Origin of the sequence: Streptomyces glaucus (genome assembly GCF_039533365.1) — a bacterium.
GTDB classification, from domain to species: Bacteria; Actinomycetota; Actinomycetes; order Streptomycetales; family Streptomycetaceae; genus Streptomyces; species Streptomyces glaucus.
Genome location: NZ_BAAATK010000002.1, coordinates 299499 through 308599, shown reverse-complemented (window position 1 = coordinate 308599; position 9101 = coordinate 299499). Strand labels below are relative to the sequence as shown.

General features: G+C 72.8%; 9 protein-coding genes and 1 pseudogene. 8 read left to right on the top strand and 2 right to left on the bottom strand.

Features of this window, described 5'->3' with window-relative positions:
- Nucleotides 1-73: 73 nt before the first annotated feature.
- The 8 genes and pseudogenes from ABD363_RS02905 (at nt 74) to ABD363_RS02865 (ending at nt 6414) form a co-directional block, all read left to right on the top strand.
- Nucleotides 74-718, top strand: a complete 645-nt coding sequence (locus ABD363_RS02905) for an HAD family hydrolase (RefSeq protein ID WP_344599738.1) — start codon at nt 74-76, stop codon at nt 716-718.
- A gap of 303 nt (nt 719-1021) precedes the next feature.
- Nucleotides 1022-1348: pseudogene (locus ABD363_RS02895) on the top strand (MFS transporter); the annotation flags it as partial.
- On the top strand, nt 1302-2474 hold the full coding sequence (locus ABD363_RS02890; protein WP_344599737.1) for an acetoin utilization protein AcuC: 1173 nt from the start codon (nt 1302-1304) through the stop codon (nt 2472-2474). The pseudogene ABD363_RS02895 and the gene ABD363_RS02890, both read left to right, overlap by 47 nt.
- A 94-nt stretch (nt 2475-2568) precedes the next feature.
- Nucleotides 2569-3384: a phosphatase gene (locus tag ABD363_RS02885; RefSeq protein WP_344599736.1), complete on the top strand. Its 816-nt coding sequence runs from the start codon at nt 2569-2571 to the stop codon at nt 3382-3384.
- Nucleotides 3385-3513: 129 nt separating this feature from the next.
- Nucleotides 3514-3729, top strand: coding sequence for a helix-turn-helix domain-containing protein (locus ABD363_RS02880; RefSeq protein WP_344599735.1), 216 nt, complete (start codon nt 3514-3516; stop codon nt 3727-3729).
- A gap of 156 nt (nt 3730-3885) precedes the next feature.
- Nucleotides 3886-3984: a 30S ribosomal protein bS22 gene (locus ABD363_RS02875; RefSeq protein WP_003948845.1), complete on the top strand. Its 99-nt coding sequence runs from the start codon at nt 3886-3888 to the stop codon at nt 3982-3984.
- A 304-nt stretch (nt 3985-4288) separates the two neighbouring features.
- The gene (locus tag ABD363_RS02870; protein WP_344599734.1) at nt 4289-5350 is read left to right on the top strand and encodes an NAD-dependent epimerase/dehydratase family protein; all 1062 of its coding nucleotides are present in this window, start codon (nt 4289-4291) and stop codon (nt 5348-5350) included.
- A gap of 14 nt (nt 5351-5364) precedes the next feature.
- On the top strand, nt 5365-6414 hold the full coding sequence (locus ABD363_RS02865) for a lysophospholipid acyltransferase family protein (RefSeq protein ID WP_344599733.1): 1050 nt from the start codon (nt 5365-5367) through the stop codon (nt 6412-6414).
- 102 nt (nt 6415-6516) lie between these two features.
- Here ABD363_RS02865 and ABD363_RS02860 read toward each other — a convergent pair whose 3' ends face one another.
- Together ABD363_RS02860 and ABD363_RS02855 are read right to left on the bottom strand one after the other, a co-directional pair.
- Nucleotides 6517-7752: a DUF5667 domain-containing protein gene (locus ABD363_RS02860; RefSeq protein WP_344599732.1), complete on the bottom strand. Its 1236-nt coding sequence runs from the start codon at nt 7750-7752 to the stop codon at nt 6517-6519.
- 227 nt (nt 7753-7979) lie between these two features.
- Nucleotides 7980-8753 (bottom strand): ECF subfamily RNA polymerase sigma factor, BldN family, encoded by a 774-nt coding sequence (locus tag ABD363_RS02855; RefSeq protein WP_344599731.1) that lies wholly within the window; start codon nt 8751-8753, stop codon nt 7980-7982.
- Between the last annotated feature and the right edge of the window lie 348 nt (nt 8754-9101).

Here is a 9101-nt window from a genome sequence, read left to right as displayed (position 1 = left end):
TGGGAAAGCCCCGCACCTTCCGGTGCGGGGCTTTCTGCATTTCCGGACCCTTCCGCTCGTCTAGTGTCGGGGCATGCGCTACGACCTGGTCATCTTCGACAACGACGGCGTTCTCGTCGACAGTGAGCCGATCTCCAACCGGCTCCTGGCCGCCTACCTGACCGAACTCGGGCATCCGACCTCCTACGAGGACTCCCTTCGCGATTACATGGGGGCCGCGATGCACCGGGTCCACGACCTGATCCGGGAGCGCACGGGGGAGCGGCTCCCCGAGGACTTCGACGACGTCTTCCACGGTCGCGTGTTCGCCGCGTTCGAGCGGGAGTTGAAGCCGGTGGACGGGGTCGTCGGAGTGCTGGAGAAGCTGGCGGCGGACGGAGTGCCGTACTGCGTGGCCTCTTCCGGAAGCCATGAGCGGATTCGGGTGGGACACCGGACGACCGGGCTGGACCGGTGGTTCGACGACGGGCGGATCTTCAGTTCCGAGGACGTGGGCCGGGGGAAGCCGGCGCCGGATCTGTTCCTGCACGCGGCCGAGCGGATGGGGGTCGCGCCCCAGCGGTGCGTCGTGGTCGAGGACAGCCCGCTCGGGGTGCAGGCGGCCGTCGCGGCGGGGATGGACGTGTACGGGTTCACCGCGATGACGCCTGCCGCGAAGCTCGCGGGAACCACCGGACTCTTCTCCGACATGCAGGAGCTGGCCGGGCTGCTCGGATGAGGGAACGTTCCGCCCCCGCGCGGAGTCGAGGCGGATCCGCCTTCGGCCGGACCCGCCCGCCGGTGGTCCCGGGTCCTGCGCTCGCCGCCGTGGCTGACGCGCCGCGGCGCGGGAGGGCCTCGCCGGCGTTCGGCTTCTGCGCGCAGGGGATCGCCCTCGCTCCGCTCGTGACGCGCATTCCGGCCTCCAGGACCGGCACGGGGTCTCCGACGCGCTGCTGCCCGCCTTCCTGGCCGCCCGCACCGGTCCTCGCCGGCTTGGGGAACGCGGGGACCGAGCGGCTCGGATGTCGGTGGCGGCGGCGTGGGGTTCGCCGCGGTGGCGGGGCGCCCGGGGCGTGACCGGGGTGCTGGGACCCGCCCGCCGGGGCCGCGCGTGCCGGCGCCGCAGACGCTCGCGGGCGGCCGGGAGGCTGTTCCCGGGAACCTCGGACGCGGCCGTCGCACGGCTCGGCGTCTTCGACCGCGTCGGGTTCCCGATCGGCTCGCCGCTGGTGGGAGCGCTGGGCGACGCGTGGCGCCGCCGGTGACGCTGGTGTGCGCCCGGTCGTTCGGGGCTCGACCGGACCGATACGGTGACGGGCATGAGCGGCCGCGCACAGCTGATGTGGGACGAGGCAGTAACGGGCTACGACTTCGGGCCGGGACATCCGATGGACCCGGTCCGGCTCGCCCTGACCCGGAGACTGGTCGACGCCTTCGGGCTCGACCGGGAGGTGGAGGTGGTCGCGGCGAAGGCGGCCGGGGAGTCGACGCTGCGGCTCGTCCACCGGGAGGACTACATCGAGGCCGTGAAGGCGGCCTCCGCGGACCCGGGGGCGGCGGACCAGTCGTACGGGCTCGGGACCCTGGACGACCCCGCCTTCGCGGGGATGCACGAGGTGTCCGCGCTGATCGCGGGGCAGTCGGTGGGGGCGGCGGAGGCGGTGTGGCGCGGGGAGGCGCTGCACGCGGTGAACTTCGCGGGCGGGCTGCACCACGCGATGCCGGCGGGCGCCTCGGGGTTCTGCATCTACAACGACGCCTCGCTGGCCATCGCGCGGCTGCTGGAACTGGGGGCGCAGCGGGTCGCGTACGTCGACGTCGACGTGCACCACGGGGACGGGGTGCAGGCGGCGTTCTGGGAGGACCCGCGGGTGCTGACGATCTCGCTGCACGAACATCCGCGCACGCTGTTCCCGCAGACCGGGTGGCCGGAGGAGACCGGGGCGGACTCCGCGCAGGGGTCGGCCGTGAACGTGGCGCTGCCGGCGGGGACCGGGGACGCGGGGTGGCTGCGGGCCTTCCACGCCGTCGTACCGGAGCTGATCGCGGACTTCCGGCCGCAGGTGCTGGTGACGCAGCACGGGGCCGACACGCACTTCGAGGACCCGCTGGCGCACCTGGCGGTGTCGCTGGACGCGCAGCGGGCCGTGCAGGCGGCGTGTCACGGCCTGGCGCACGAGTACGCCGACGGGCGGTGGGTGGCGCTCGGCGGCGGCGGATACGCGGTGGTGGACGTCGTACCGCGGTCCTGGACGCATCTGGTGGGCATCGCGGCGGGGCGGGAGATCGCGCCGGAGGCCATGATCCCGGACGGGTGGCGGCAGGAGGTGTTCGCGCGGACGCGGCAGTTGGCGCCGGCCAGGATGACGGACGGGCGGTGGCCGGTGGAGTGGGCCGGCTGGGAGGACGGGTACGACCCCGCCGACCGCCTGGACCAGGCCGTGCTGGCGGCGCGGCGGGCGGCGTTCCCGCTGCGGGGGCTTCTGCCGTGACCGGAGGGGGGCGGCGCTCGGCGCCGTTACGCCGACCGCGCGGTGTTTCCCCGTTACCCCTCCCCGTGCCGTCCCGGTCCGCCACCATCGCTGCGTGCTCACACCGCGGGCCCTCCGTGCTCATCTCCTGGCCGCCCGGCTCGCCGGAGTGGTGGCCACGCCGCGGGAGCGGAGCCTGCGGAGCTACCGGCTGTTCGCCGCCCGGGACCCCCGCGTACTGATCGGGATCGATCCCGAGCGGCCCTGGCGGCAGCGGGACGTGATGGAACTGATGGCGGACAGGTGTGGGGTTTCAGCCGATCCACGGCACACTTCGGGCCATGATGTGATTGACCCGGCGCGGACGCTGGCCGCCCTGGACGCCTTCGCGGAGCGGCTCGCCGAGGCCGCCCGGCGCGGCGCCCCCGTCCTCCTGGGCACCGGCCATCCGCATCGGCTGCTCGGTTTCTACGCCGCTTTGGCGGACGCGCTGTCGGCGGCGGGATGTGTCGTCCTCACCCCGGCGCAGGGTCGCTGTGTCGACATAACGACCTGGTTCGGCCTACGCACGTACAACCTCGACTACGTACGAGGAGTCGCGCTGGTGCGGGAAGCCGACGCGGCCCGCTCCGGTGGTGAGACCGGCGCGCACACCCACAGCCCCCTCCCGGTTCGCACCGCGCTGGCCGCGGCCGCCGAGGCCGGCGGGCCTCTGCCGCAGCTGGTGATCGGAGACCACGGCTGGGTCTGCGGTGCAGGTCAGCTGGGGTTCGAGGCCATTGGGCTGGCCGATACGGACGATCCCGCGCCGTTCGTCGGGGAGGCGCAGGGGGCCGTGTCCGTCGTCGTTCCGCTTGATGACGCTGTGCGGTCCGTTTACTACCGTCCGCTTACCCGCTACGTACTCAATCGGGCGTGTCTGTGGCAGTAGGGCGTCGAAGGGTGCACCTCTTCCCCACTTGCATCACCCGCCCCTAGTCTGGGGAGTGAGCACGCAGCGACGAAGAGTCACCGGAAGGGGAAGCCGGTGGCCGTCGAGTGCGGAAGGTTCAGGTGTGTCATGGCTGCAGCTGGCGATCAGAGGCCTCTGAACGAGGTTCAGTTCCTTACCGTGGCGGAAGTCGCCTCGGTGATGCGAGTGTCGAAGATGACCGTGTACCGCCTGGTGCACAGCGGTCATCTGCCCGCGATCCGGGTCGGGCGTTCGTTCCGTGTCCCGGAGCAAGCGGTTCACGAGTACCTCCGCGACAGTTACGTGGGGGTGGAAACGGCCTGACGGTGGCTCGGGGAGAGGTCCTCAGGGCACGTCGGGGTCTCTCCCACCCCCCTCGATTACGAGCTCAGCGCTCGGGCGGGTAGGCTACCCCCTCGAAGGTCGTGTGGGCCCATGGCGCCCAAACACCGAGTGATGAGAAGTGAGCGAGGGTAAGTCGTGGGCTCTGTTATCAAGAAGCGGCGGAAGCGGATGGCCAAGAAGAAGCACCGCAAGCTGCTCAAGCGCACGCGCGTGCAGCGTCGCAACAAGAAGTAGTCGCACCCAGAGGTACGCGACGCGACGCGGCGCCGCGAGAGCGCGTCCTGTGGCCCCCCACCGCACCGGTGGGGGGCCACACGCATGTCCGGTGGCGGTACGCGCCGCACGGGCCCTGTGCGGCGCCGTACCGGCCGCCGTGACTCCGTCCGGTGGTACGGCCGCCGGTTTCCGGCCCGCGGCACGGCGGGCGGTCGTCACGGCACGGCACCGACCCGCTAAGTTGGCGCGCGGACGGGGAACGCGGCAGGGTACGAGCAGGGCGACCGCGAGGCCGCACCAGGGCGGAAGGAGGGCGCTGATCTTGGGCAAGGTCGTGCTCGTCACCGGAGTGGCCCGCCAGCTGGGGGGCCGGTTCGTGCGGCGGATCCAGCGTGATGCCGAGGTCGACCGGGTCGTCGCGGTCGACGCGGTCCCGCCCGAGCATCACCTGGGCGGCGCCGACTTCGTCCAGACCGACATCCGCCAGCCGACCATCGGGCGGGTGCTCGCCGAGACGGGCGCGGACACGGTCGTCCACCTGGACGTCACGGGCACGCCGCTGGGCGGCGGCAGCCGGGCCTCGGTGAAGGAGACCAACGTCATCGGCACCATGCAGCTGCTCGGCGCCTGCCAGAAGGCCCCGACCGTGAAGCGGCTCGTGGTGAAGTCCAGCACGAACGTGTACGGCTCCGCGCCCCGCGACCCGGCCGTCTTCACCGAGACGACCCCGCCCAAGTCGCTGCCCAGCGGAGGCTTCGCCAAGGACGCGGTCGAGGTCGAGGGCTATGTGCGGGGCTTCGCGCGCCGCCGGCCCGACGTGGCGGTGTGCGTGCTGCGGTTCGCCAACATCCTGGGCCCGAGCGTGGACACGCCGCTCGCCTCGTACTTCTCGCTGCCGGTGCTGCCGACGGTGTTCGGCTACGATCCGCGGCTGCAGTTCGTGCACGAGGACGACGTGATCGAGGTGCTGCGGATCACCTCCCACGAGCCGCGGCGGGGCACCCTCAACAGCGGCACCTTCAACATCGCCGGCGACGGCGTCCTGCTGCTCTCCCAGTGCTCCCGGCGCCTGGGCCGCCCCACGGTGCCGCTGCTGCTGCCCGCGGTGACGTGGACCGGCTCCCTGGTGCGTACGCTGGGAATGACGGATTTCTCCCCGGAGCAGATCCGGCTGCTCACCCACGGCCGGGTCGTGGACACCACCCAGATGCGCGAGACGCTGGGATTCCGGCCGAAGTACACGACCGCGGAGACGTTCGCGGACTTCGCCCGCAGCCGAGGCCCCGGCCTGCTGCCCCCGCAGGCCCTCGCGGGGGCCGTCGACCGGATCGCCGCGCTGTCCCTGCCGGACGGCGGCCACCCCCCGACGCAGAGCGCCAACTGAGGAGCGCATCAACGATGGCGGATGCCAAGGTCATTCCGTTCGACGACGACCGGTCCCGCGGGAGCGCCGTACAGCGCCAGGCGCGGCGCCGGAGCGCGGGCGGGCGGCGCAAGGGCGCGGAGTCCGCGGGGGCGCGCGAGGTGCAGCCTCTGCCCACCCGGGGCGCTTCGCGGGATGATGTCCGTGTGACGTCCGAGGAACCGCCGGGCCGGCCGCGGGACGACGGCGGCCTGGAGCGGCGCGTCGCGAGCGGCCTGGCCTTCCTGCGCCGCCGCCTCACCGGCGACTACGAGGTCGACGACTTCGGCTATGACGCCGAGCTCACCGACCAGGTGCTGATGTCCCTGCTGCGTCCGGTGTACGAGAAGTACTTCCGGGTCGAGGTGAAGGGCGTCGAGAACATCCCGGCCGAGGGCGGCGCCCTGATCGTCGCCAACCACTCCGGTACGCTGCCGCTGGACGGCCTGATGATGCAGGTCGCCGTGCACGACCACCACCCGGCGGGCCGGCATCTGCGCCTGCTGGCGGCCGACCTGGTCTTCGTGCTGCCGGTGGTCAACGAGCTCGCCCGCAAGCTCGGCCACACCCTCGCCTGCGCGGAGGACGCCGAGCGGCTCCTCACCCAGGGCGAGCTGGTCGGGGTGATGCCGGAGGGTTTCAAGGGCATCGGCAAGCCCTTCAGCGAGCGGTACAAGCTGCAGCGCTTCGGCCGCGGTGGTTTCGTCTCCACCGCTCTGCGGCAGGGCGCGCCGATCATCCCGTGCTCGATCGTCGGGGCGGAGGAGATCTACCCGATGATCGGCAACGCCAAGACCCTGGCGCGCCTGCTGGGCTTTCCGTACTTCCCGATCACGCCGACCTTCCCGTGGCTGGGGCCGCTGGGCGCGCTCCCGCTGCCCACCAAGTGGACGATCCAGTTCGGTGAGCCGATCCCCACGGACGGCTATCCGCCGGAGGCGGCCGAGGATCCGATGCTGATGTTCAACCTGACGGACCAGGTCCGGGAGCAGATCCAGCACACGCTGTACAAGTTGCTGGTGCAACGCAGGTCGGTCTTCTTCTAGCGTCTTTCCGCCGCGCACGCGCGGCATCACGGCGACGGGGCGCCCCCCTTCCTGAAGGGGGGCCCCCCGTCGCCGTGTGGCCGAAGCCGTCGGAGGGCCGGACTAGTCCGCGTTCTCGCCGTCGATGCCCAGGCCGGGCAGGAGGCCGGGGAGGAGCGGGGGGAGCGTGACGTCGGGCTCGGCGGGCGGCGTCGTCCTGCCGCCCGTGGGGGGCGAGGCGTCGGCGGTGTCCTCGGGCGGGTCGAGCAGGCCGCCCGTGCCGCCGCCGAGCAGGCCCTCGTCGTCGCCGCCGGGGTCGGCGGAGCTGCTGGGGCCGGCGCTGCCGCTGCCGGTGCGGGCGCTGCCGGGCGGGCCGTCGGTGGCGGTGCCGGACGGGGCCGGGCGGACGGAGCCGGACGTGCCGGTGGGGGCGGGGCCGGTGCCGTCCTGCCGGGGGCCGTCGCCGTCGTCCTGTTCGGGGGTCTCGGGCAGCAGGGACCGCAGGGGGGCGACGTCCTGGTCTATGGCGTCGAACACCGACGACACCTGCTCACTGACGTCTCCGAGCTGGACGGGGAGCTTCTCGCGCAGCGCGCCCCAGGTCTGGCGGTGCGAGCGGGAGAAGGCGGAGAGGGCCTGGAGGGGGGCCAGGGAGTCGGGGTCGCGCTGGTACGCCGCGCTCAGCAGGCGGTGGCCTTCGGAGGCGTCGTGCCGCATGCCGGACAGGGCGCGGCGGACTTCGCCGAGGGATTCGTGGTCGAGGTGGCCGCCGCGGCCGCGCTCCATCAGGCGGCGGGCCTCGCTCAGCCGGGTCGACGCCTGGTCGAGGTAGGCCCGGCCGCGCTCGTCGTCCCCGTCGGCGAGGCCGAGCCTGACGTCCTCGATCCCGCGTTTGAGGCCGTAGAGCGAGTCACCGGGCAGGGCGTCCGCACTGGCGCCGGCGACTCCGCCGAAGGCTCCCGCGGCCACACCGACGCTGAGCCCGCCCGCGGTGAGTCCCTTGGCCAGCCGGGAACGCGGCCGGAGTTTTCCCAGCGGGGACGCCCGGTGGGCGCCCTGGGCCCGGCGCTGCTCGGGCACCGATGGGTCCGTCGCCTCGCCCTCCTGCAGCATGGCCTCGAACGCGGCCACCAGCCGGGCCCGCTGCACGGTCTTGACCTCGGGGTCCAGCTCGGGCCTGGGCAGCGCGCCGAGGCCGGCGGCGAGGCCCAGCAGGCGCTCCTGCTCGGTCCGCTCCGCGGTGGCCTGGTCCGGTGCCGGTCTTTCGGACTGCTCGGCCGCCGTGCTCCGGTCGGACTGCTCCTCCAGAGCCTGGGCGAAGGCGTTCGCCCGCCGGTGCGCCGATACGTTCGCGATCACTGGCGGCACCTCCTCTCGTCATGACGGTCGGCTCCCCAGGGGAATCCTGAGGGTCGCACACCCTGGCCGCACGCACACGATCGAGTGGTGGGAGTCGGCCAGGGAGCGACCGCAGGGAGCCTGCATCCCGCACAACGAGCGGCGCGGTGCTTGGGTTACGGACGGCGGGCGAGCGGGCCGCGGAGGCAACGGTCTTGCGTCGGCGGCGAGTTGGCGTGGGCGGAGCGCTAGCGGGCGTCGTCCGGCAGGAGCCGGGCGAGGGTGCGGACGGCCCGGTACTGGAGGGTCTTGATGGCGCCCTCGTTCTTGCCCATCACGCGGGCGGTCTCGGCGACGGACAGGCCCTGGAGGAAGCGGAGCGTCACGCACTCCTGCTGCTGGGGGTTGAGCCGCCGCACGGCGTCGAGCAGGGCGGCGTTGGAGAGGGACTCCAGGACGGAGTCCTCGGGGGACCGCTCGACCTCGTTGGCGTCGAGCATCTCCCCGGTGGTCACCTCCAGCCGGAAGCGGCTGGACTTGAAGTGGTCCGCGACCAGGTTGCGGGCGATGGTGACCAGCCAGGCGCCGAAGTCGCGCCCCTGCCAGGTGAAGGTCCCGATCCGGCGCAGGGCCCGCAGGAAGGTCTCGCTCGTCAGGTCCTCGGCGGTCGCCTTCCCGCCCACCCGGTAGTAGATGTACCGGTAGACCGTGTCGCTGTACTGGTCGTAGAGGCGGCCGAAGGCGTCGGCCTCGCCGGCCTGGGCGCGCTCCACGAGGTCCATCATCCGGGCGCTGTCGCTGTCCGCGGCGGGACGGCGGGCGGCGGCGGCGCCGGCCGGGCGCCCTCGTCTGCCGACGGCGGCGCTGCCGTCGGCGAGCGCGTAGCACGGGCCGGCGGGGGCGGGGGCTGCGGCGAGGGCGGGGACGGCGTACGCGGTGGGGACGAAACCGCGCAACAGGCCCAGAACCGTTGCGCGCAGCGCAGCCAGGCCCGAGGCGTCAACCCCGACGTGTGGGTACACGGGACTCCCAGAGGCAGAGCTTCCATCACGTGCAGTGCGGGACCGTTCACCCGTCGTAGCGACGGTGGGGTACCGGTTTGCGTCTGAGGAGAATAATGCTTCGTGCAGGCGCTGCTACGCCCAGTTGCTCAAATCATCGATTACGTCGCTTCCGTAACCGATTGACGTCCGATCAAGTGCCACATATTGATCGCTTGTTGACCGGAACGCTTCGAGTTCCGTGTGGGTCCGGGCGTGTTGTGGCCGGGTGCGGGCCGGGTGGACTGAGGCGGGCGCGGCGGGGGTAAGCCAGTCGGATTGACCGGAGCCGCGCGGCGCCGCCGACGGGCGGCCGCGGGACGCGGTACG

What these genes read in the sequence shown, in the direction of transcription:
- ABD363_RS02905 (WP_344599738.1), top strand. Translation starts at nt 74, where the DNA reads ATGCGCTACGACCTGGTCATCTTCGACAACGACGGCGTTCTCGTCGAC.
- ABD363_RS02890 (WP_344599737.1), top strand. Translation starts at nt 1,302, where the DNA reads ATGAGCGGCCGCGCACAGCTGATGTGGGACGAGGCAGTAACGGGCTAC.
- ABD363_RS02880 (WP_344599735.1), top strand. Translation starts at nt 3,514, where the DNA reads ATGGCTGCAGCTGGCGATCAGAGGCCTCTGAACGAGGTTCAGTTCCTT.
- ABD363_RS02865 (WP_344599733.1), top strand. Translation starts at nt 5,365, where the DNA reads ATGGCGGATGCCAAGGTCATTCCGTTCGACGACGACCGGTCCCGCGGG.